The sequence below is a fragment of the Thalassospira sp. UBA848 genome (assembly GCF_002295455.1).
GTDB lineage: Bacteria > Pseudomonadota > Alphaproteobacteria > Rhodospirillales > Thalassospiraceae > Thalassospira.
This window is the reverse complement of record NZ_DBGS01000076.1, coordinates 1-21,552: the sequence shown is the minus strand read 5'-3', so window position 1 is coordinate 21,552 and position 21,552 is coordinate 1. Positions and strand designations below refer to the sequence as shown.

Here is a 21,552-nt window from a genome sequence, read left to right as displayed (position 1 = left end):
GTTCAGCCTTTCGGGTTCTCGGCGCTCCACCACAGATCGACGGGGACATCGTTCTGCTGCAAGATGGCGCGAACCGGCATCTCTTCGATTTCCGTGCCGTTTTTCGCGGTCTCATAGGTCGACCATTTGGACTGTCCGGTAATATGGATCCCAATATACCGGGCATTGAGGATGGCAGGCAAAGTCATGCTGATACGCGGGACCGGGGATACGGTCGGGCGGGCAGCAGCAACCAGTTCGCCATGCTTGGGATAAAGCCCCTTATCAAGGGCTTCGGGGGTTGAGGACGGGAAAAGTGATGCGGTATGGCCGTCATCCCCCATCCCCAGAAATACGATATCAAGCGGCCAGTGCATTTCGGTGCGCAGGCGTGCGCTGACGGTTCCCACTGCGTCTTCAGGGCTGCTGTCAGATGTTTTCAGCGACACAAAGCGGGCATTCTGCGCTTCGTTGATAAACAGGTTGTCACGGACCAGCTTTTCATTGGACTGATCATCATCAAGACCGACCCAGCGATCATCACCAAGGGTGACGATCACCTTCGACCAGTCAAGGCGCGCCTGTGAAAGGGTCTGAAACAGCGGCTTGGGAAAGCGTCCGCCGGCAACAGCCATACTGGCGTGGCCGCGGGTGGCGATGGCAAATTCCAACCGATCAATGGTTTCCTTGACCATTGCCGCAAGCATTTCATCGCCGCTTTTGAATGTGCGTTCGTTTGTCATGTCTTCTTCCCGAAGTTGGGGTCATGGCGCGGCTGCGCAAGCCCCCGGCACCAAGCATTGCGGCCCGGACCGGGGTGCACAATTCTAGAACCCGGCTTCTTCGTTCCAGGTTCGGCCATCACGTTCGATCAGGGCGATGGCAGCAGACGGGCCCCAGGTTCCGGCGGTGTATCCTTTGGGCGTGACGTGATTGTTCTGCCACGCATCCTGGATAGCGTCGACCCACTGCCAGGCAATGTCCTGTTCATCGCGGCGGACAAACAGGGTGTTGTTGCCATCAATCGCATCCAGCAAAAGACGCTCGTAGGCATCCGGGCTGCGGCCACCAAACGCCTCGGCAAAGGACAGGTTCAATGCCGTCGGGCGCAAACGCACAAGCCCTGGCCCCGGGTTCTTGTTATTAAGCACAAGATGGATACCGTCATCCGGCTGCAGGCGCAGGACCAGCCTGTTGGCCTGATAGTTGGTCATGGATTTTGCCAGCGGGAAAATCTGGTGCGGGACATCGCGGAACTGGATGACAATTTCCGAATGGCGTTTGGGCAAACGTTTGCCCGTACGCAGATAGAACGGAACACCCGACCAACGCCAGTTATCAAGTTCGGCCCGGATCGCAACAAAGGTTTCCGTGGTGCTGTCGGTATTGGCACCTTCCTCTTCGAGGTAACCCGGAACTTCCTTGCCGCCCACAGCGCCCTTGCGGTACTGGCCGCGCACGGTGGAACTGTCGATGTTGCTGTCATTGATCGGTTGAAGGGCCTTGAGCACCTTGACCTTTTCATCGCGGACCGCATCCTGATCAAGGACATAGGGCGGTTCCATCGCAACAAGGCAAAGAAGCTGCAGCATATGGTTCTGCACCATGTCGCGCATCGCACCGGCATCGTCATAATAGGACCAGCGGCCCTCGACCCCGACTTCCTCGCCGACCGTGATCTGAACATGGTCAATATGCGCACTGTTCCAAAGCGGTTCGAACATCGCGTTGGCAAAGCGCAGGATCATCAGGTTTTGCACCGTTTCCTTGCCAAGATAGTGGTCGATACGGAAAATCTGGTTTTCCTCGAACACTTCACCGATCTGGCCGTTAATTTCACGGCAACTGTCCAGATCATGGCCCAGCGGCTTTTCAAGCACGACGCGGGAATTCGGTGTCACCAGGCCGGCCTTTTTCAGGTTAAAGGCCATGTCGGCAAACAATGCCGGACTGGTGGAGAAATAAAAGACGCGATCACGATCAGGCTGATCGGACAGCTTTTCATGCAGGACCTTGAACCCGGCTTCATCCCCGGCAGAAACCTGTACATAGGCGATGCGATTGGCGAATTTCGCCCAGATTTCCGCATCAAATTCACCCTCGGGAATGAATTTCTTCCCGGCTTCATGCAGTTTGGCCCGGAAATCTTCGTCGCTATGTTCGCTGCGCGATGCGCCAAAGATACGGGTTTCATCATCGAAACGCCCGGTGCGTTCCATTTCATACAGTGCGGGAAAAAGTTTGCGTAGCGCCAGATCTCCGGTCCCACCGAAAATCACGATATCCGCGATACGATGCTTAAGCCTTTGTTTCATTATGCCCTTAGCCTTCCAACGTTTCCTTCCCGTCGCCAAGGTGGGACCCCGGATCTTGCGATCCTGGCAGACAATCGGGGCACGGCCGATGCCGTGTTGCAGAACCGGGTTCTCCGGTCCTGCCTGCTATTTGTCACCCGACAGGAATATGCCCCTGCCTGTGACCGATAATCGGTCGCCAGTTTCCTGACCACCGGACCGTGACGCCGTGTCCTGCTGTGTCCTGATCAGCAAAACCGCATCAACAAATCCTATTGCGCACTGTTACACGATCCATCGGGGCAAGACCACTGCGATCACACGCAATCGAAGCCGTTTTACTGAAATTCAGTTTAACCGTAACAGTTTGTAGCAAAACCACCGTAAGAACAGCCTGATTTCCTGCATTTTAGGACAGTTGAAACATCGTGCAACAATTTGATTCCAGCGATGCATTTACGTTTGCGGCGCAAACAGTTTGCGGATTTCACGGGTCGCGCACCGCTTATTGCAAAAACCGGCCTCATCGATCGGCGCGATAGACCATCCAGCACCATCGACTAACGGTTACACGACGAACATCCTGATCAAGACTCGCACGGACTCGCAGTTTTCCGGGAGTTTTTGAACCATAACCATGAACAAATGCTGCTCTGGCTTGTGTTTTCAGCCCGAAACGAGAACATTTGTGAACATTATTTATTTACGTAAAATCAATTACTTGTTTGCACTCAGGCTCATTTGTTCCAATTTTGTTCTTGCTGGAACAAAATTGGAACAGTATGGTTTCTTCAGACAGATTGAGGAGGACAGACCATGTTGAAACTGATTGATAACCCGACCCGCTTGAACGAGCTTTGCAGCACGGTCGCTGTTGTCGGCAGCACAGGATTTTTCCTGTTCGTCATCGGACTTGGCATGGCCCAAACCCTTCGCGGTCTGGTCTAGGATCTAATTCTACGAATTCCCAACACACGTTATCTGTGTTGACGAGGCCCGGACCATAAGCCACCAAGCTTTTGTCCATCACGGGCGTCTGACCGGCAGGCAACCCCGCACCCAAACCCTGTCCCGCCTGTCGGTCAGACCTTCCCTACGCCCGGTCTTCCCCAAAGGGCCTCTTCACGTGCAGTAATGAATTCCGCATACTCCGCATACTGGCGCCGCTATCTCCCCGATAGCGGCGCTTTTTTTGACATGTGCATAAGCAAGGCCTGTCTTCCCGGCACATGACAAACGAGTCTGCTTTGCATCTGGCAGACGAACCAGCACAACATGCGCCTGACGCCAATACGGCTGAAAACACTTATTGCAACGCAACAACTTGCGCTGCATTGCAAAATTTTACTCGACAATACGGGGAATATTCGGTTGAATCAGGGTGAAAAACGATAATTTGGAATTTCATCATACTTAATGGCTATTGCATGAAAGTCGAACTAACGTAGGCTTCATGGCAATTACTGGATTTCTGCATGCTGCTACCCAGCCGTTTTCCGCTGTGCATCAGATCAGCCTTGGCCATTTGGCAGCTCTGATCAGAAATCTGAAAAAATGCCAAAGTGCGTGCACACATGTGAAGTGTGCGCGAAAACAGGATGAAAAGCCGTAAACCAGGTTGGTGACCACACTAAGTTTGTGGGTCGCCCGGGAGTGAGAGTTAATGCTGTATCACCTTTATGAATTGCAGCACGCCACGATAAGCCCGCTTCGTATGGCCGCAGATGCCAGCAAAAAGTGGCTGCGCAATCCGGCCAATCCGATGTCCTACACCCATCAGGGTCGGGCCGCAGCCGCAGCATGTGACGTGTTCACCCATATCACCCATCGTTACGGCAAACCGGAATTTGGTCTGGACACCACAGTGATTGACGGAGAAACCGTCCCGATCACCGAGGAAGTCGTCCACAGCGAAGCTTTTTGCAACCTGTTGCATTTCAAGCGCGAAACCGACCACCTGAAAAACCAGCCCGATGACCCGCGCCTGTTGATCGTCGCCCCGCTTTCCGGGCACTTTTCAACCCTTCTGCGCGGCACGGTCGAAGCCCTTTTGCCCGATCACGATGTCTATATCACCGACTGGGTTGACGCCCGTCTGGTACCGGTTCATCTGGGACATTTTGATCTTGATACCTATGTCGATTATCTGATGCGCTTCCTGCGCAAGCTTGGCCCGAACACCCACATGATGGCCGTTTGCCAGCCGTCTGTTCCGGTGGTCGCTGCCGCATCATTGATGGCTGCAGGAAACGAAGCATGCCAGCCAGCCTCGATGACACTGATGGGCGGGCCGATTGATACCCGCGAAAACCCGACCGAGGTCAACAAATTCGCCAAGCAGCACAGCCTTGAGTGGTTTGAACGCCATGTGATTTCACATGTGCCCCTGCCCCATGCAGGTGTGATGCGCCGTGTGTATCCGGGCTTCATGCAGCTTGCCGGCTTCATGAGCATGAACTGGGACCGTCACGTTTCGGCCCATCACGACATGTTCAACCACCTTGTCGAAGGTGATGGTGAGAGTGCCGAAGCAAAACGTAGTTTCTATCAGGAATATCTGGCTGTCATGGACATGACGGCCGAGTTCTATCTTCAGACGCTTAAGGCCGTGTTCCACGAACACAGCCTGCCCGAAGGCACCATGCGCTGGCAGGGGGTTCCGGTTGATCCATCCGCCATCACCAAAACCGCCCTTCTGACCGTCGAGGGCGAGCGTGATGACATCACTGGCATGGGCCAGACCCGCGCCGCACACAAGCTTACCACCAACCTGCCAGACAGCATGCGCATGCACCATGTTCAGCAGGGTGTTGGTCATTATGGTGTGTTTAACGGGCGGCGCTGGCGTGAACAGATCAGCCCACGGATCAAGGAATTCATCCGCCGTCACGATCACGAGGGCAAGGGTGCCCGCAGCGCGCCAAACGTTACCCACATCAACGCTGCCGAATAACGTACCGCAGCCAATACGCAAAAGCCAAAAGCCGCCCATTGCAAGACAGGCGGCTTTTTCTTTGGGTCTTTACAGCATGATCAGACGTATTCCGGCTGCACCCGACCGTTACTGACCGATCCGCCATAGGTCCCGTCGCCATAGGCGTATTGCTCAACCGGGTTAAGGGCATCAACAAGATGGTCAAACACAGCCGATGCGCTGGCCTTCCAGGCACTGATGGCACCGATGATTACCGGATTTGCGGCACCATCAAGCAATGCAATCGCGGCATCGGTATCATCGTTGGTCACCGCATTCGCACCATCACGCAGCGGCAAGTGCACACCGATAACCTGATCATCCTTGATCCCCATCAGTCCGATACAGGATGTAAACGTGGTGAACATGACCGTATCGGCCTTCGCCCATTGCAGCTCGGCGACTGCCTGTGCATCCTGAGCCTCGGTATACGCATATGCCATTTTCGAAATCCTTTGTGCTTGTGAAGATAAGAGCGTTCGACGACGCACCGCCCAAGCACATGTGAACCGCAGTGATTGCCAAGCCGTAACCAGAATATCGATCACAAAACCGAGCCCGCCGATATGAGCACCGCGCCCGCATTCGAAAGCTTCCCCCGAGATGGTCTTGCCGTGGTCTGCGGTGCAACAGGCGGCATCGGGCAGGCCTTTGTTGCCCACCTGCAAGCAAGCCAGCAGTTCGCGGGCGTGATTGCGCTTTCGCGCTCCAGCAGCCCGGCGCTTGATTTTGATCGCCCGGACTCCATTGCCGAATGCGCGAGCTTTATCAAGACACTGGGCGGCGAGGTACGGCTGATTGTTGATGCCACAGGCTATCTGCATGACGAGACATTCCAGCCCGAAAAATCCCTGCGACACATTGATCCCGACTATATGGCCAAGCAGTTTCACATCAACGCCATTGGCCCTGCCCTGTTGATGAAGCATTTCTGCCCGCTATTGCCACGGTCTGGCAAATCTGTCTTTGCGACCCTTTCGGCAAAGGTCGGCAGTATTGGCGACAACCGCATGGGCGGGTGGTATGGTTATCGTGCGGCGAAAGCAGCACTTAATCAGTTGGTGAAATGCAGCGCGATCGAAATTGGCCGCAACAAACGCGAAGCGGTCTGTGTCGCCCTGCATCCCGGCACGGTCGATACCGGCCTTTCCGGGCCGTTTGCCAAATCAGGCCTTCGGGTTCAGAGCCCCGAAGAGGCCACTGCGAATATGTTAACGGTACTTGATCAACTCACCGCAGAAAGCTCTGGCGGGTTTTATGCCTATGACGGCAATGCGTTGCCCTGGTAACGGCAATTACTTGCCAAGCAGGTCGGCCAGAAGCGCGTGCTGTAAAAGAATGACCGTCTTGGCATCGCGGATGCGACCATCGGCCATCATCGGAATGATGTCGTCAAAGCCGATCTCAAGAACATGGATATCTTCGCCCTCTTCGTGCAGGCCGCCACCATCCCCTTCGCGGTGATCACGGGTGACTTCGGCAACGAACAAATGCAAACGTTCGGTGACGGATCCCGGGCTCATGAACAGGTCAAAGACCTGACGGGGTTTTCCGATCTTATAGCCGGTTTCTTCCTCGACCTCGGCAATGACAGCCGCGGCCGGATCACGATCATCAAGCACACCTGCGGGCACTTCGATCAGCATGCCGTCTTCGTTGCCATTAACAAAACTTGGCAGGCGAAACTGCCGCGTCAAGATAACGGTGCGATCAGTGCGATTATAAAGAAGAATGCCCGCCCCATTACCCCGTTCATAGGCTTCGCGCGTCTGGCTTTGCCATGATCCATCAGTGCGTTTCAGATCAAAGCTGACGCGATAAAGCCGATACCAGTTGTCTGACAAACATTCGATATCACTGACACGCACATGATCCTGATCGGGGACAGACCAGCCTTTGGGAACATCGAACATGCTGGCAATACCGGACTAGCGTTTCAGGAAGGCAGACAGTGTCAAAAGCACTGCATCGGGTTTCTCGGCATGCACCCAGTGGCCTGCGCCCTTGATGCTTGTAAAGGCCGCCTTGGGAAACAGCGCCTTGATGTGATCGCGGTCCTTGGGATCGACATAGTGCGAGTTCGCACCAGAAATAAACAGCACATCGCCGTCATACTGTTCGGCAAGCCCGTCTTCTGGCCAGCCGGTAATATCATCAAGATGGTTGGCCATGGCATCAATATTGACCTGCCATGACATCGCACCACTATCCTTGTCGGTTGCGACATTCTGGGCAAGGAACTGGCGAACGCCTTTTTCAGACACCCCGGATGAGAGCGCGTCTTCAACCTCTGCACGGCGCGAAATGGCCGAGAAATCAACGCCACGCATGGCATTGATAAAGCCGCTATAATCGTGGTCATAGGAAACCGGGGCAATGTCGACCACGACCAGATCGGCAACCAAACCGGCATCGGCCGAAAGGGAAAGCACCATCGATGCCTTGCCACCCATGGAATGCCCGACCAGATGCACCGGCTTGTCGGAAACATCGCCGATCAGTTCAGCCAGGTCAGAAGCCATGGCGGGATAGGTCATCTCCGCGTCCCAGTCGGACCGTCCGTGATTGCGCAAATCTGCGGTGACAACGTGATACTTTTCCGCCAGTCGCCGGGCGATGGCCGTCCAGTTCCGCGCCTGACCGAAAAGGCCATGGACAATCACGATGGTGCCGTTGTCACGGTTTTCTTCGCCAAAGGCGTAATGGGCTAGTTTCATAAAGACCAACTTCTGCGCAATTCGAACGGGGGTCGATCCCCCTTAATAGCGGTGCAAACTGCGAAGGTGAAGTGCCTAGGGTCAGACCTAAACAAAAACACCTCCGCAACAACGAGATGCGGAGGCGTTTTTAAGCGTACCGATTGAACGGTCGCAGGGTGTGGTCAGCCGCGCAATTACGCGCCAGCAGCAACACCACCGTGGGGCTTGTTGTGTGCGCCAAACAGGGCACCAACTTTGCGTACCAGTGCAACAAGCATCTGACGCATAGCCTGTGCACGGAGATGTTCAGCTTCACGCTGCAGGGCAACCAGATCATAATCACGATACATTTTCATGTCCGTTTCCTCATAAAATCATCCGGCATTGTTCCCGCCGGGGTTTCGCGATGTGTTTCGTTAAATCCGATGTACGCCTGTTTCATCGCTTCTACGAGAAGAGTTTTCTCACCCCAAACATGCATTTGGCGCATACCTATTTATCCTGCAGTCACATTTTTGCCATGCGCGTTTATAATGTTTGTTTCATGACAAATAAGGCCCTTGTTTCGCTTGGATTTTTCGCAAAAACCCCATTGTCATCAAGGCATCCGGAGACACCTTCGTGACATAATCATCGACTGTGGAGCCCTTTGACATTGCAACCGCAGAAGAAAAACCAACGAAAACTGTTTTTCTCAGGCGGGATTTTCTTTCAACTCGGTCGAATTTGGTGACGTTTTCGCCAGACTCCGGGCAAACAATTTTGCATAGCTCTTCAAAAATACAAAAACGGCAATATCCAATAGCGATATTGCCGTTTTGCGATCTTTTGAATTGCTTGCCAATATCGCGTATCAAACCGCTTTGGCTAGCTGACAGACTTCGAGTCTTAAAGCGCGTAATTGAGATATTTGGGTTCGAGATATTCCTCAAGCCCCCAATGCCCGCCTTCCCGGCCCTGACCGCTTTCCTTTACCCCGCCAAACGGCGCGCCTTCGTGGCTTGTCGTGCCATCATTTATGCCGACCACACCGGTCTCAAGCCGGTCGGCCAGACGTTGAATGCGCCCGATGTCTCGACTGTAGATATAAGATGACAACCCGGTTCGCACACGATTGGAAAGTTTGATCACTTCGTCCTCGGTGCCAAACCGATAGATCGGCGCAACCGGGGCAAACAGTTCCTCGTCAAAGCAATCCGCATTATCGGGCACATCGGTCATGACAAGCGTGCGGGTGAAGAAGCCTTCTTCGGGCAAGGGGGCACCATAGGTCAGGGTTGCTCCGCGTTTTTGGGCATCGGCCACAAGGCGTTCGACCTTCGCCACCGCCTGCCGATTGATCAGTGGCCCCAATTCCGTACCCGGCACAAACCCGTTGCCGATTGTTTGTGCCTTGCTGGCCGCAACAAACTTTTCGACAAAGGCATTATAAACACCATTCTGGACGAAAATGCGATTGGCGCAAACGCAGGTCTGGCCGCTGTTGCGGAACTTTGAAATCATCGCGCCGGCAACAGCCGCATCAAGATCAGCGTCGTCCATAACGATAAAGGGCGCATTTCCGCCAAGCTCCAGCGACAGCTTTTTCATCGTTGGTGCGCATTGTTCCATCAAACGTTTGCCTACAGATGTCGAACCTGTGAAAGACAGCATGCGTACACGGTGATCACCTGTCAGTGCCTCGCCTATCGGATGGGGAAGACCAGTCACGACGTTAAACACCCCGGCAGGGAAACCGGCCTGTTCGGCCAATTTGGCTACTGCCAGCGCGGATAGCGGGGTATCCTCCGCCGGTTTGACAATCACGGTACAGCCTGCCGCCAAGGCAGGCGCACATTTGCGCACCACCATGGTCAGCGGGAAGTTCCAGGGCGTAATCGCCGCGACCACACCTACGGGATGTTTTTGCACAACAACGCGACGATCGCGCTGGGTTGCGGGCATGGTTTGGCCATAGGCGCGTTTGGCTTCTTCGCTGTACCATTCGGCATAGGCAATCGCACCGACCACTTCGCGCCTTGCCTGATCAAGGGGCTTGCCTTGCTCAAGGGTGATGAGGGCGGCCAATTCTTCCTGATAGGCTTCGAGCAAATCGCGCCAGCGGTGCAAAATAGCCGCCCGTTCGCGCGCAAGCATTCTAGACCAGGACGGAAAGGCTGCATTGGCCGCGTCAATCGCCTGACGCGCCTCGGATGTACGCATAAACGGCACAGCACCGATGACATCGCCCTTGGCAGGATCAAGGACATCAAGCGTTTCGCGGCTATCCGCCGGGCGCCAGATACCATTGATATAGGCGTGCTTCAGGTTCCAGTCGCGGATAACCGCACGCGCGCGGCCGCGGCCTTCCTGAATAATGGCGTCAAGAGCCTGAGAGTCCGGGGCAGACTGCGTAGGCGATGCGTTATTGCGGGTGGCAGCAGGCATGGGCGAACGTTTCCTTGGCGCGCAATGACAGAACAATCATGAGATCACGCGCTTGTGATTACGGTTTCGGGGGCGTTGCTGGGACACTAAGCCTTGCGGCGGGTCGATGGCAACAACATGCTTACATCCCAACATAATAATCCAAACTGTACGCTGCACCCGGAGAGACACATTAACGCGTTTTTAGAGAGAGAACACATGATGAAGAACCTCCTTACCGCAGGAATCCTTGGAACAGTCATGTTCGCAGGGGCCGCTTTCCCGATGATGGCACAGGCTGATGAGACATCCGACAATGCGTTGGTCGAAAACCGCAAGATGTTGATGGATGGGATCGGTGGTGCGATGGGTACATTGGGCTGCTTCATGAAAGGCCAGTGTGAACTGCCTGACCCGGTTCTGGCCAATCTGGCAAAGGGTATTGCTTTTTCGGCGGGCGCTGCCCCGGAAGCCTTTGAACCGCAAACCCCGGATGCGTCTGTGAAAACCACCGCAAGTGCCGACATCTGGTCCAATTGGGATGATTTCGCCGGTCGCTTCCCCGAATTGCAGCAAGCCGCCCTCGCCCTTGCCGATGCGGTCGGTGACAAGGGCGCCATTGGGGCCGCGATGGGCAATCTTGGCAAATCCTGCAAGGGCTGCCACGACGAGTTCCGCACCAAGTAAAATTTGATCTGGCACCCCGGCCAGATCATGGGGCTTACATGCAAATCAAAAAGGCCAGCGTTCCTTCGACAGAACGTTGGCCTTTGTTATTGTTCGGGCCCCTACCCCGAACTAGCCACGCGCCAGCGTAACACCACCCCAAACCACAAGCGCACAGACAATCAGGATCGCAATCCCCATAAAGGGTGAAGCAAACCGAATGTTTGCAAAGCGCCCTGCCAACTCGGCGGGCACGCGGCGGGTCCCAATCACAATCGCCCGGATCAGGTTTTCGCGTTTGACAACCAGATAAAACAGAGCGGCAAACACGTGTAGTCCGACCGCCCCATAGATCAGATTGATATTGGTTTGATGGATCCAGTTCATGGTGCTGGCAAAGTCGGAACTGACATAGGCAACAAGCGGCCCGTCAAAGAAAAGGAAAGTATTCTCGCTGGCAAACAGGCCAGATACCGCTTGCACCCCGACCAGCAAAATCATGACCAAAACCATCCAGCCCCCTGCCGGATTGTGCCCGGCATATGTCAACTCAGACACCGAACCGTTGGGCAATTTGCGCAAGTAATCGATCACGCGACGTGGACCAGTCAGGAAATCAGCAAAGCGGGCGTTTGAGCTGCCAACAAAGCCCCAGATGAGGCGAAAGATCACAAGCGCCAGAACGCTGTATCCGGCAATGGCATGGATATCAATCATCACCTCCCGATTGGCCCACCAGGCAGTGACGATGGCAATAACAAGAGCCCAGTGAAACAGGCGAACCGGGAAATCCCAGAGTTTGACTTTCTTTTCTTCCGACGTCTGGTTGCTCATCGGGCCTCTCTCTTTGCACGATCAGGGGTTATATGGTTTTGAAAATGCCAACCCGCACTTTCGGCCAAGAAGCTTAAAAACAGGTCAACTTCCATATCGGATGCTGATCAGCCCTAAGAACGGCGTCAACCAAGGATTACAACAGTGCTGAAACGCAAAATTTGGCAAACTCATGATTCTTTAATTGAAAATCATTCTCACAAGCAGTATCAATTGGCGGAAGCAAAGTGATCAGGGTCACAGTTCCTGTGCGCGTTCAGTCTTTGGGCGTGACGGATTTTCACCTTGATCGAAGGGGCTTTTGCCCTTGGCTCACCATTCAGGGATAGATGGGAACTCCTATGAAGATCGCAAAGATTCTGGGTACGGCCGCGCTGGTCTCTACCCTTGGCGCGCAGGCACATGCCGCACCGGCCGCCAAAGACGTGCTGACCACTTATGCCGATATCGCGCATGCCGGTTACGAGGACTCACTGATCACCGCCAAGGAATTGCAGGCGACGATTGAAGAACTGGTTGCAAATCCGTCGGCTGCGACCTTTGAAGCCGCGAAATCCGCATGGCTGGCGTCGCGCGTTCCCTATCAGCAGACCGAAGTTTATCGTTTCGGCAACGCGATTGTTGATGACTGGGAAGGCAAGGTTAATGCCTGGCCGCTTGATGAAGGCCTGATCGACTATGTCGAAACCGGCCTTTACGGCGAAGAAAGCGAAGAAAACCCGGCATACACCGCCAATGTGATTGCCAATCCGACGCTGACCATTTCGGGCGAAACCATCGATGCCTCGACCATCGATACCGCACTGCTTGAAAGCCTGCATGAAGTTGACGACGTCGAAGCAAACGTTGCCACCGGTTACCACGCCATTGAATTCCTTCTTTGGGGTCAGGACCTCAACGGGACCGATGCCGGTGCTGGCGAACGTAAATGGACCGACTATGCATCGGGTGATGCGTGCACCAATGGTAATTGCGACCGTCGTGGTGAATACCTTCAGGCGGCAGCTGATCTGATGGTTTCTGATCTTGAATGGATGACCGCGCAGTGGGCCGAAGGCGGCGAAGCACGCGAAACCGTTCTTGAAGGTGATGGCGTTCCCGGCCTGACCGCGATTGTAACCGGCATGGGTTCGCTGTCTTATGGCGAACTGGGCGGCGAGCGTACCAAACTTGGCCTGCTGCTGCATGACCCGGAAGAAGAGCATGACTGCTTCTCGGACAACACCCACAACAGCCACATCTATGACGCACTGGGCATCCAGAACGTTTACCTTGGCCGTTACACCCGTGTTGACGGTTCGGTTGTTGAAGGTCCGTCGCTTTCTGATCTGGTTGCGGCCAATGACGCGACACTGGACACCGAACTGCGCGCCAAGCTGGCTGCATCGGTTGTTGCCGGTAAAGTCATGGTTACCCGCGCACAGGGTGGCGAAGCCTTTGATCAGCTGATTGCCATGGGCAACAAAGATGGCAATGCCGTCGTTCAGTCCTTTGTTGATGCGCTTGTCGATCAGACCAAATCGATCGAACAGATCATTGCTGCTGTTGGCATTGACGGGATTGAGTTCGAAGGCTCTGACAGCCTCGACAACCCGGCTGCCGTGAACTAATCGTGATCATCAGGCACCTGCCTGACTGACTGTGAACGGCGGGGGATGAAGTCTCCCGCCGTTTTGCATTTTCTAACGCCACGACTTAGAAGCATTCCATGATCCATCCCGCTATAAAAGTCCCTGCCCTTGTGACAACCGCTTTCGCGGGCCTGACGCTGGCAACGTCGATGACCTCGACGCACGCACAAGAAACGGCGAACCCGTCTTTTCCGGGTGGTGCGACAACCTGGCTTAAACCAGATGGCCGGAATGCCTTCACCCATTACTCTGCCAACATGAGCTTTGAAAAGCGGCTTGATTTCAAGTTGGGTGAAGCCCTTTTTCAAAGATTGTGGGTTACCGCCCCGACCCGCACCAAGGCGGCAGATGGTTTGGGCCCGCTGTTTAATTCCCGCGCCTGTAGCGGATGCCATATCCGCAATGGCCGCGGTCATCCGGTTGACGAAAATGATAGTGAAGCCGGAGCAACATCAATGTTGCTGCGCCTGTCCATCCCGCCACAGACCACCGAGCAACTCCGCGATCATCTGGATGGCAAGCTGGCCACCATTCCCGACCCGGTTTATGGCGGGCAGTTTCAGGATTTCTCGATCCCCGGTATTCACGCCGAAGGACGGGTCAAGGTAACCTACACAACAACCGACGTTCTCTTGGCGGGGGGTGAGACGGTTACCTTGCGCAACCCAACCTATGAAATGACCGATCTGGCCAATGGGCCGCTGCACCCCGACATCATGGTGTCCCCGCGCCTTGCCCCACCGATGATCGGGCTTGGGCTGCTGGAGGCCATCCCCGATAGCACCCTGATGGCGGCCAGTGATCCGCAGGATGAAGACGGCAACGGCATTTCCGGGCGGCTTAATCAGGTTTGGAACATTTCCAAATCAGAAATGGCGATTGGCCGGTTTGGCTGGAAGGCTGGCATGCCGACCCTGGATCAGCAAAACCAGAATGCATTCCAGTTCGATATTGGCCTTTCCACCCCGCTTTATCCAAATGCCAGCGGTGACTGCACGACTGCGCAAACGGATTGCATTACAGCACCCGATGGCGATGATGATGAGTTCGAGGGGCTGGAAGTCCATTCAGTGATGACCGATCTGGTGCTGTATTACGCCCGTAACATCGCCCCGCCGGCCCGCGCGAATGCCAACGATGCCGATGTTTTGGTCGGCGAAACGATCTTTGCAGCAATCGGCTGTGCATCCTGTCATACGCCGCGTTACGTGTTGCCCGAACGTGCCGACATGCCCGAACAGTCCGGGCAGGTCATCTGGCCCTACACGGACTTGTTGCTTCATGACATGGGCGACGGCCTTGCAGATCATCGGCCCGAGGCACAGGCATCGGGCACTGAATGGCGCACGCCGCCGCTTTGGGGCATCGGCCGCGCGCAAGACATTGATCCACGCGCCCGCTTCCTGCACGACGGCCGGGCTAGAACCATTCTTGAAGCGATCCTGTGGCATGGCGGCGAGGCCAAAGCCGCGCGCGATGCTGTCACAAGGATGCCACCATCAGAGCGCAGTCAGTTGCTGGCGTTTCTGAAATCACTGTGATGCGCTACACCTTGCAGAACACGACATCAACCAAGTGGATATCGGGAAAAGTGATATGATCTTCAAACCCAACTGGCGCAGTTTGCTGCTTTCGACCACGACAGCAATGGCTTTTGGTCTGGCAAGCCCCGATGCCCATGCCGATATCCCCGATGAAAACTATCAAGCGGTTTTGGCACATTTGCTGGGCACCGTCATGCCCCCCAAACTGGATGAATTTCATGCGTCAACCGAGACACTGACAGAGGAGTTCGAGAATTTCTGTTCTGACCCGGATGCGGGCGGACTTGAGGACACCCAAACTGCCTTTCACGCCGCGATGGATATCTGGCAGGAAATCCAGCCATGGCGGATGGGGCCGATGGTTGCGAACGGCCGTGATCAGCATATCGAATACTGGCCGGACAAACATGGCACTGCGGCCCGTCAGTTCCGCAAACTGATGTTTGACAAACCAGCGGCCTATACCAATCCCGAAAAGCTTTCCGGTGCCAGTGCAGCACTTCAAGGATTCCCGGCGCTTGAGGAAATCCTGTTTGCCGATGATCACGGAGAACAGATGATTGCAGCTGATGAAGATGGCGTATTCCTGTGCCAATATGGCACCGCGATTGCCACCAACCTTGGTACCCTGTCGGCTGAATTGCAGGACGAATGGCCCGAATTTGCCTCCGCCATGGAAAATTCTGGCCCGGACAGCATGGATTATCCCACTGCCAAGTTTGCCGCGACCGATCTGTATCGTGCCCTTCACGAAGGCCTTTTGATCATCTCGACACAGAAGCTTGCCCGCCCGCTTGGCGAGAATGCCGAAGATGCACGCGCAAGCCGCGCCGAAAGCCCGCTTTCGAAGCGTTCACTTCGCAATATCGAACATAACCTGATTGGCCTGTTTGCGATCTATGACGGCAAATGGGGCAACATCGGTGAAGAAGGCAAAGGTCTGGCGGCCTTGATTGACAACAGCCTGCTGGATCGGTCCTTCCGTCTTAATTGGCAAACAGTCAGTGACAGCGTTGCCGAGCTACCGCCCTCGGTCGCCGAGGTTCTGGAACAGCCGGATGGCTATGAGACGCTGACGGACCTTAAGGGGCAAATCGAATTCCTGACCACGCTTGTTGAGAACGATGTGGGCGGCAACACCCAGCTTGGCGGTGGCTTTAACGCCCTTGATGGTGACTAAGGCACAGGGCGCAGGAGATCAAAGATGGAAACTCAACGTCGTACCTTTCTGAAGCTTATGGGCGTTGGCGGGGCGTTCACCCTGCTACCGGTGGGACTTGCCCGTGCGGCAACCACGCCAAACGCCGAAGACCGCGCGGTTTATATCTCTGCCAGTGCCGGGGATAATGGCGATTATTATGTCAGCGCGTTCAATGCGTCGGGCAAAATCCTGTTTGAACAGCCCCTGCCCGGCCGTGGTCACGATATCGGTCTTCGCCCCGACCATGTTGATGTGGCAGCGGTTGAACGCCGTCCGGGGCTTTATGGCCTGATCCTTGATCGCCATACCGGGGAGGTGCGCGCCAAACTGCATTGCCCTGAAGACCGCCGGTTTTATGGCCATGCGATCTATTCCAATGATGGGCGTTATCTTTACATCACCGAAAACGATTTTGATCATGCGCGCGGGGTGGTTTCCGTCTGGGATGCCAAGGATGGCTATCGCCGGGTGGCGGAATTCGACAGCTTTGGCACCGGCCCGCATGAATTGCATCTGATGCCGGACGGTGAACATCTGGTAATTGCCAATGGCGGGCTGCACACCCATCCAGATCAAGATGGCCGCACACCCCTTAATATCAGTTCGATGGAACCCAACCTGTCGATCATTGATCGCCGTACGGGCAAGCTTGTGCATCAGGCAGCGCTCAAACATGACTGGCACAAACTTTCTATCCGCCATCTTGATGTGGCATCGAACGGCACGATTGCCGCAGGTTTCCAGTATCAGGGCGGCCTGACCGATCAGGTGCCGCTTGTCGGCATCTGGCAGCCGGGGTCAGACATCCGCCCGATAGAGGCCCCGGATACGGTTCAGTACCGCATGCGGCAATATTGCGGGTCGGTGCGATTTGATGCATCGGGTCAGGTGTTTGGCATTTCCTGCCCACGTGGCGGACTTGTGACCTTCTGGGATGCGCGAACCAATGACTTCCTGACCCACATCGCGGCCCCGGATGGCTGCGGGCTTGCCGCGACGGATCGCGCCGGTGAATTTGTTGGCACCAGCGGCCTTGGCAATGGCTGGCGGATGGATGCGATTCGTCGCAAACGGGTTGAACTGCCCGACGATTCCTTGAAATCGCAACACTGGGACAATCATTTACGCCGGATCATTGCCTGAACAAATCCGACGATAAAACCATTCAAAATCCGCACAAACACTGCGGGTTTTTCTATTTCCGATATCTGAATATCGCGGAAATCCGGGCATAAGCGCCGCGATTAACCAACTGTTTTTGTCGGGATACTTACATCAGAAAGGAATCAACCAAAAGTTTTTCGCAAATGAGAACGATTTTCACTTGCGTTGATATTTTTTCTTACCTATAACGGGTCTCGACACAGCCCGCGAATGAAACCCATTCGCACTTGTCCCCAAGCGGCTTGTCTCTCAGACCTATGGGTCCTCTCTCCCCATAGGCCTCTCAAGGTGGAAAAGCGGTGGTTATCGATGCGGGAAACGATAACCGCCGCTTTCTCTTTTCCGACCAAATTCCACAACAACACCAAGACGCAAAAACAAAAACACCCGGACGATCGATCCGGGTGATGTGTTTGTTGAACGGTGCCCTATTGGATCAGACGGTTTTGGAAAGCTTGTCGCCCGCTGTCTGAAGCACGTTTTTATAGAGATCATAGTTTTTACGTGCGTCGTCCTTGGGGGCGACGATACACAGTGTCGCCGAACAGATACCGCTTTGATTATAGACCGGTGCGGCAAAGCAATGGGTGAAGGTATCCACAATGCTGTCGAACGAGAAAAAGCGTTCGTCATGCGCGCGACGGATTTCGGCGATATATGCGTCAATATCCATTTGATGTCCGTCGGGCAGGATAAAGTCCTCAGCCGGGATCAGATCGCGAATTTCCTGGTCATCAAGATGACCTAGCAACAACCGACCAGATGCCGTCCACGGAATTGCCGTACGCTCCCCAACGTCGGCAGAAATGCGAAACGGGCGACTACCTTCGCGTTGCAGGGCGACCGTGTATTTGTTGCCGTCCAACATGCAAAACTGGGAGGTTTCGTTGGTGCTCGCCGTAATTTCGTCAAGCACCCCGGCCGCCTGCCGGGTTAGATCGAAATAATCACGATAGGCAAGACCAAGGAAATAAACCCGCCGCCCCAAAAAGACCGAGCCATTGGCATCGGTCACTTCAAGCATGCCATGATCAATTAGCGTGCCAATCAGATCATAAACCGTCGAGGTCGGCGCCCCCAAAGCCTGGGCAATCTCAGCAGGACGCTGAGAGGTTCTGACATCGCGCAGATGGTCCAGAATATCGAACGCACGATCAATGCCGCGCGCGCGCTTTCGTATCTGCTGTTCTGCCATAAACCCCTCGCTTAACGTCTTAGCGCAATAAGTGCAGACTGTTATGCCTTACGAAAGGCGATGCAGTCGACTTCTACTTTGCAGTCAACAACCATCGAGGACTGCACGCAGGCACGTGCCGGGGGGTTTTCGCCGAAATATTCCTCGAAAACGCCATTGAACGACCAGAAATCACGCGCGTCATCAAGCCAGACACCAATGCGCATGATGTCTGCAGTGCTGTAACCGGCATCTTCAACAATCTTGATCATGTTTTCGATCGCAATGCGGGACTGTTCGACAATGCCGTTGCCGACAACTTCACCATCACGCATCGGGGTCTGTCCCGACACATAAAGCCAGCCATCCGCCTCGGTGGCCTTGGCAAATGGCAATGCCTTCTGACCGTTGCCCTTACCTTCGCCAACACCGTGTCTTTTAATCGTCATCGTAATTTTTCCTGCTTCCAAATTTTCGGGAGTTGCATGAAAGACCTGCAAGCCCTGGCTTCCAACGGATCGAAAACTTCTTTGAATGAAACATCCTCGGGAACGTTCATTCGCCATCCTCGCAGATCTATCGAAGCCCGTGGGAAATCCCGATTTTCGCAAAATCTATGGGAAACGCGTTACTGAACTCCGCTATACCGTAATCCATACCGTTATTTCGGATTTACCCTAGCAGCGGCGTTCAAGATATGTCAATTTCGTTTTGCAAAAAGCTGAGAGCGCCAACCTCAAACCAATAAGGAACCAGCATGTTTGATACCCCCTGCCTTGTGATTGACCTCCCCGTCGTTGACGAAAACATTGCGCGTTTCCAAAACCTTGCCGATGCGGCGGGCCTTAAGACACGCCCGCATATCAAGACGCACAAACTGCCGTTTTTTGCCAAACGACAGATTGAGGCCGGGGCAATCGGCATCACCTGCCAGAAGATTGGCGAGGCCGAGGTCATGGTTGAGGGCGGGCTCCGCGACATATTGCTGACCTACAACGTCATCGGTGATGCCAAACTTGATCGTCTGACGGCACTTGCGCGCAAATGTACCCTGTCTGTCACCTGCGACAATCTGACCGTTGCCAAGGGGCTGTCGGCGCGCTTTGCCGATGAAGAAACCGAATTGACCGTTCTTGTGGAATGCGACACCGGCGCAGGACGGTGTGGCGTGCAAAGCCCGACTGACGCCGCCGAACTCGCATCAAGGATTAACGAACTGCCCGGACTGCGATTTGGCGGCCTGATGACCTATCCGCCAATGGATCACTCAGAAAACGTCGACAAATGGCTGAGTGATGCCAAACAACGTCTCGAGGACACAGGGCTCCCCTGCCCGGTTGTTTCGACCGGTGGCACGCCAAATCTGGACGCCCTGCCTGCATTCAATCACGCAACTGAACACCGCGCCGGGACCTACATATACAATGACCGTTCCCTGATTGCGCGCGGCGCATGTGGCGTTGAAAATTCTGCCGCGGTTGTTAAGACCACCGTGGTTTCCCGCCCGACGAAAACCCGCGCCATCATTGATGCCGGATCAAAGGCGCTAAGTTCCGACCTGCTCGGCCTGGAGGGTTTCGGCATGGTTCGCGAGGCACCGGATGCGTCAATTGTCGGCCTGTCCGAAGAGCATGGCATCGTCGAGCTTGGTGACAGCAATTGGGATCCGGCAGTCGGTGACGTGATTTCGATTATCCCCAATCACATCTGCGTCGTGACCAACCTGTTTCCAACCGTCTGGATCAAGGATCAGAACGGCGAAATGACGGAAATGGCGGTCGCAGCACGTGGCAAGCTGCGCTAGTTCACCTCAGGGAGTTTTGTGATGTCTGTTGATGTCATTTGCATTGGCGAAGCCATGGGCGAAATTTCATTCGACCCGACCGGTGATGCAAGCGTCAAGGTTGGTGGTGATACGTTTAATACTGCGGTTTATCTCGCCCGGCTTGGGATCAAGTGCGCTTTTGCCTCTGCGGTTGGTGAAGACCCTTTTGGGGAACAAATCCGATCCGTTCTGAAAGACAACCGTGTCAGCGATGCGTTCCTGATCAGTACGGACCAAGCAAACACCGGGCTTTATTCGATAACCAATCGCACGGATGGCGAACGCTTTTTCCATTACTGGCGCAATCAGTCGGCCGCACGCCAGACGATTTCACTGGCAAGCCCGGCCTACCTAAACGCGCTTGAAGGTGCGCCGTGGCTGTATCTTTCCGGGATCAGCTTGCATGTGCTTGAAGACGAAAACACGCTTCTGTTCCAGACACTTCAGTCCCACAAAGACAAGGGTGGCAAGATCGCCTTTGATGGCAATTTCCGGCCCAAGCTTTGGTCTGGCAAGGAAGAACAGGCGCGTGAGACATACGCACGCATCACCGCTCTTGCCGATGTCATGATGCCGACGTTTGATGATGAACAGCTTCTTTGGGGTGATGAAACGGCGCAAGACACCGTGAACCGGATTGCCAAACTGGGCCCTGCCCTGATTGTCGTCAAACAGGGAGAGCAAGGTTGCCTGCTTTATGACGGTGGGGAAACCCGACACGTCCCGATCCCGGAACCGGTCACCCCGATAGATACGACGGCCGCCGGTGACAGCTTTAATGCTGGCTTTATGGCAGGCTTGCTCAAGGGACAGGACGGCGTGACAGCAACACTTACCGGACACAAGCTTGCCAGCAAGGTCATCACCCATCGCGGCGCCATCATTCCATCTGAGATGATGACAGACCTTTAAGCGCCGGGACAAAACAATATCAAAGCAAAAGCCCGGCATCATGCCGGGCTTTATTTGTTGTTGCCTGTGTTCTTTGTGACCTATGCCTTTCGCAAGGCAATCAACAATCTCAGCGAATTGATCGTCACCAGAACCGTCGCCCCGGTGTCGGCCAGAACGGCAAGCCAGAGTCCGGTCAGACCGGTGATGGACGTCACCAGAAAGACCGCCTTAAGCCCCAAGGCGATCGTGATGTTTTCACGGATCACC

General features: G+C 54.8%; 21 protein-coding genes. 10 read left to right on the top strand and 11 right to left on the bottom strand.

What is annotated here, in order from left to right; genetic code table 11:
• Window positions 1–2: 2 nt before the first annotated feature.
• Both pgl and zwf read right to left on the bottom strand, forming a co-directional pair.
• Window positions 3–722, bottom strand: coding sequence for a 6-phosphogluconolactonase (gene pgl, locus B2R48_RS10555; RefSeq protein ID WP_213472340.1), 720 nt, complete (start codon window positions 720–722; stop codon window positions 3–5).
• 84 nt (window positions 723–806) lie between these two features.
• Window positions 807–2,294: a glucose-6-phosphate dehydrogenase gene (gene zwf / locus B2R48_RS10550; RefSeq protein WP_296999994.1), complete on the bottom strand. Its 1,488-nt coding sequence runs from the start codon at window positions 2,292–2,294 to the stop codon at window positions 807–809.
• 795 nt (window positions 2,295–3,089) lie between these two features.
• On the opposite strand from zwf, the gene B2R48_RS10545 reads away from it, so the two are divergent.
• Window positions 3,090–3,221, top strand: a complete 132-nt coding sequence (locus B2R48_RS10545; protein ID WP_255356139.1) for a hypothetical protein — start codon at window positions 3,090–3,092, stop codon at window positions 3,219–3,221.
• 715 nt (window positions 3,222–3,936) lie between these two features.
• On the top strand, window positions 3,937–5,226 hold the full coding sequence (locus tag B2R48_RS10540) for a polyhydroxyalkanoate depolymerase (RefSeq protein WP_213472336.1): 1,290 nt from the start codon (window positions 3,937–3,939) through the stop codon (window positions 5,224–5,226).
• Between the two features lie 80 nt (window positions 5,227–5,306).
• On the opposite strand, the gene B2R48_RS10535 is transcribed toward B2R48_RS10540, so the two are convergent.
• Window positions 5,307–5,690 carry a hypothetical protein gene (locus B2R48_RS10535; protein WP_296999987.1) on the bottom strand — a complete coding sequence of 128 codons (384 nt, stop codon included), beginning with the start codon at window positions 5,688–5,690 and terminating at the stop codon, window positions 5,307–5,309.
• A gap of 123 nt (window positions 5,691–5,813) precedes the next feature.
• Between B2R48_RS10535 and B2R48_RS10530 the strand changes: the two genes are divergently transcribed.
• Window positions 5,814–6,536, top strand: coding sequence for an SDR family oxidoreductase (locus B2R48_RS10530; protein WP_296999984.1), 723 nt, complete (start codon window positions 5,814–5,816; stop codon window positions 6,534–6,536).
• Between the two features lie 6 nt (window positions 6,537–6,542).
• Here the strand turns inward: B2R48_RS10530 and B2R48_RS10525 are convergent, their stop codons facing one another.
• The 5 genes from B2R48_RS10525 to B2R48_RS10505 all read right to left on the bottom strand — a co-directional run bounded on the left by B2R48_RS10525 (window position 6,543) and on the right by B2R48_RS10505 (window position 10,373).
• Window positions 6,543–7,160, bottom strand: a complete 618-nt coding sequence (locus B2R48_RS10525) for an NUDIX domain-containing protein (RefSeq protein ID WP_296999980.1) — start codon at window positions 7,158–7,160, stop codon at window positions 6,543–6,545.
• A 15-nt stretch (window positions 7,161–7,175) separates the two neighbouring features.
• Window positions 7,176–7,964 carry an alpha/beta fold hydrolase gene (locus tag B2R48_RS10520; protein ID WP_296999979.1) on the bottom strand — a complete coding sequence of 263 codons (789 nt, stop codon included), beginning with the start codon at window positions 7,962–7,964 and terminating at the stop codon, window positions 7,176–7,178.
• A 176-nt stretch (window positions 7,965–8,140) separates the two neighbouring features.
• Entirely contained in the window at window positions 8,141–8,302 is a 162-nt protein-coding gene (locus B2R48_RS10515) for an RSP_7527 family protein (RefSeq protein ID WP_157088485.1), read from the bottom strand.
• Window positions 8,303–8,488: 186 nt separating this feature from the next.
• On the bottom strand, window positions 8,489–8,803 hold the full coding sequence (locus tag B2R48_RS10510; protein WP_296999976.1) for a hypothetical protein: 315 nt from the start codon (window positions 8,801–8,803) through the stop codon (window positions 8,489–8,491).
• A gap of 31 nt (window positions 8,804–8,834) precedes the next feature.
• Window positions 8,835–10,373, bottom strand: a complete 1,539-nt coding sequence (locus B2R48_RS10505) for an NAD-dependent succinate-semialdehyde dehydrogenase (RefSeq protein WP_296999973.1) — start codon at window positions 10,371–10,373, stop codon at window positions 8,835–8,837.
• 198 nt (window positions 10,374–10,571) lie between these two features.
• Here B2R48_RS10505 and B2R48_RS10500 point away from each other — a divergent pair, with 198 nt between their 5' ends.
• Window positions 10,572–11,039 (top strand): c-type cytochrome, encoded by a 468-nt coding sequence (locus B2R48_RS10500; protein WP_296999970.1) that lies wholly within the window; start codon window positions 10,572–10,574, stop codon window positions 11,037–11,039.
• Window positions 11,040–11,150: 111 nt separating this feature from the next.
• Here the strand turns inward: B2R48_RS10500 and B2R48_RS10495 are convergent, their stop codons facing one another.
• Window positions 11,151–11,852, bottom strand: a complete 702-nt coding sequence (locus tag B2R48_RS10495) for a cytochrome b/b6 domain-containing protein (RefSeq protein WP_296999968.1) — start codon at window positions 11,850–11,852, stop codon at window positions 11,151–11,153.
• 341 nt (window positions 11,853–12,193) lie between these two features.
• On the opposite strand from B2R48_RS10495, the gene B2R48_RS10490 reads away from it, so the two are divergent.
• The 4 genes from B2R48_RS10490 (at window position 12,194) to B2R48_RS10475 (ending at window position 17,371) form a co-directional block, all read left to right on the top strand.
• The gene (locus tag B2R48_RS10490; protein WP_296999966.1) at window positions 12,194–13,462 is read left to right on the top strand and encodes an imelysin family protein; all 1,269 of its coding nucleotides are present in this window, start codon (window positions 12,194–12,196) and stop codon (window positions 13,460–13,462) included.
• Window positions 13,463–13,560: 98 nt separating this feature from the next.
• The gene (locus tag B2R48_RS10485; RefSeq protein WP_296999963.1) at window positions 13,561–15,024 is read left to right on the top strand and encodes a di-heme oxidoredictase family protein; all 1,464 of its coding nucleotides are present in this window, start codon (window positions 13,561–13,563) and stop codon (window positions 15,022–15,024) included.
• 55 nt (window positions 15,025–15,079) lie between these two features.
• Window positions 15,080–16,207, top strand: a complete 1,128-nt coding sequence (locus tag B2R48_RS10480) for an imelysin family protein (protein ID WP_296999960.1) — start codon at window positions 15,080–15,082, stop codon at window positions 16,205–16,207.
• A 24-nt stretch (window positions 16,208–16,231) separates the two neighbouring features.
• Window positions 16,232–17,371 (top strand): DUF1513 domain-containing protein, encoded by a 1,140-nt coding sequence (locus B2R48_RS10475; RefSeq protein WP_296999957.1) that lies wholly within the window; start codon window positions 16,232–16,234, stop codon window positions 17,369–17,371.
• 457 nt (window positions 17,372–17,828) lie between these two features.
• Here B2R48_RS10475 and B2R48_RS10470 read toward each other — a convergent pair whose 3' ends face one another.
• Together B2R48_RS10470 and B2R48_RS10465 are read right to left on the bottom strand one after the other, a co-directional pair.
• Window positions 17,829–18,587 (bottom strand): IclR family transcriptional regulator, encoded by a 759-nt coding sequence (locus B2R48_RS10470; protein WP_296999955.1) that lies wholly within the window; start codon window positions 18,585–18,587, stop codon window positions 17,829–17,831.
• 41 nt (window positions 18,588–18,628) lie between these two features.
• Window positions 18,629–19,015 (bottom strand): RidA family protein, encoded by a 387-nt coding sequence (locus B2R48_RS10465; RefSeq protein WP_063090246.1) that lies wholly within the window; start codon window positions 19,013–19,015, stop codon window positions 18,629–18,631.
• Window positions 19,016–19,323: 308 nt separating this feature from the next.
• On the opposite strand from B2R48_RS10465, the gene B2R48_RS10460 reads away from it, so the two are divergent.
• Together B2R48_RS10460 and B2R48_RS10455 are read left to right on the top strand one after the other, a co-directional pair.
• Window positions 19,324–20,370, top strand: coding sequence for a D-TA family PLP-dependent enzyme (locus tag B2R48_RS10460; protein WP_296999950.1), 1,047 nt, complete (start codon window positions 19,324–19,326; stop codon window positions 20,368–20,370).
• 21 nt (window positions 20,371–20,391) lie between these two features.
• Entirely contained in the window at window positions 20,392–21,303 is a 912-nt protein-coding gene (locus B2R48_RS10455) for a sugar kinase (protein ID WP_296999948.1), read from the top strand.
• Window positions 21,304–21,552: the final 249 nt, after the last annotated feature.